The following is a 1,488-nucleotide window of genomic DNA, read 5'->3' on the forward strand; positions in this document are numbered from 1 at the left end:
TTCGCGGGCAAGCCTCGCTCCTACAGGATTTGTGGATGTACCCGAAAATCGCAAGTAACCGAAAACCCTGTAGGAGCGAGGCTTGCCCGCGAAGGGGCCAGTGAAATCACCGCAGATCCGACCTCTTATACCTTGGCCTGATCCACCGCCTCCTGATGATCCAACGCCCGCTCCACCAACAAATGCACCCCGTCAGCCATCCGGCTAAGCGCTAATGCGATAGACCGCCGCGAACCCTCCACATCGTCCGCCAGATCAGCCGCAATGGCACTGATGGACAGCAGGTCTTCGGAGGCATTGGCCAGCAGGGCTTCGGTATCGATACCTGGGGAAACGGTGAAGAGCTGGAATTTTCGGCGCTTGTCCGATTTTTCGCTTGCGGGCGGGAAATAATGAGAGAAGGCGCGATCGGCGGCTTCCTTGAGTTTTTCGTCTTCGTGGGAAGTTTGAGAACCTGTGTCTTGGGAGTTCGGGGTAGCTTTGAACATGGTCGTACCTTCGTTGGTTATGAGAGCGCTTTGCACCATTTACCCCGGGGTTCCAAACCCGGTCGCTGAGTTTGCAGCGACACAGCAAACGATAAAGATCCTCCCAAGAGCCCACCAGTCAGCGCCTTCCGGCAATGCTGTAGTTAACGACGCAAGAATCCGTAGGCGCACACCACTCCGACGTACAAGCTTTTAAACAAAAACCGCAAGTTGAAGATTCCCGAAAAGGGACCTATCGTTCCCATTTTGGGACTCATAGGTTATCACTGTGCAAAACCTTTCCCTCAGCGAAGCCTTGTTCACAACCACTCAGCAAAAAGTGCTGGGTCTCTTGTTCGGTAAACCCGACCGGAGTTTTTACGCCAACGAGATCGCTCGCTGGGCTCAGGTGGGTAAAGGCAGCCTCATGCGCGAACTCGACCGCCTGCAACGGGCGGGGGTCCTGACGATGTTTCGACAGGGCAACCAGACGCACTATCAAGCCAATCCTGATTGCCCGATCTATGCCGAACTCCTGGGCATCACGCGCAAAACTTTCGGCATCGCACAACCTCTGCGCGATGCGTTGCAACCCTTCGCCGAACAGCTCACCTGGGCATTTATCTACGGGTCCATCGCCAAGGATCAGGCAAACGCATCCAGTGACATTGACCTCATGCTGATCGGCAAAGACCTCAACTACAGTGACGTGATGGAGCGGCTCCTGCCACTGGAAGAGCAACTGGGCCGCCCGCTTAATCCGACGCTCTACACCCCTGAAGACTGGGCCACGAAACTGGCGGCCGAGAACAGTTTTGTCGTGCGGGTAGCGCGGCAGGAAAAGATCAATTTGATGGGTGAAAGCCCTTGCCGCCTTCTGGAGCAAGTCCAGGAGCGGATGGCTGAGCTTTAGTATTTCTAGGTTGAAGCTTGGGAGTCTTCACCGGCCTCTTCGCGGGCAAGCCCGCTCCCACAGTTATTTGGGTTGTTTTCAAATTTTTTGTACACCCACAAACCCTGT

The 1,488-nt window shown here is 55.2% G+C and carries 2 protein-coding genes; one reads left to right on the forward strand and one right to left on the reverse strand.

Annotation, left to right across the window (positions count from 1 at the left end; genetic code table 11):
* Window positions 1-125: 125 nt before the first annotated feature.
* Complete coding sequence (locus ACW9JE_RS30700; protein WP_457434905.1) at window positions 126-488, reverse strand: DUF6124 family protein; 363 nt, start codon at window positions 486-488, stop codon at window positions 126-128.
* Between the two features lie 268 nt (window positions 489-756).
* Between ACW9JE_RS30700 and ACW9JE_RS30705 the strand changes: the two genes are divergently transcribed.
* Window positions 757-1,380, forward strand: a complete 624-nt coding sequence (locus ACW9JE_RS30705; RefSeq protein ID WP_457434906.1) for a transcriptional regulator — start codon at window positions 757-759, stop codon at window positions 1,378-1,380.
* The last annotated feature ends 108 nt before the right edge of the window (window positions 1,381-1,488 follow it).

It is taken from the genome of Pseudomonas sp. SDO55104_S430 (assembly GCF_054070595.1).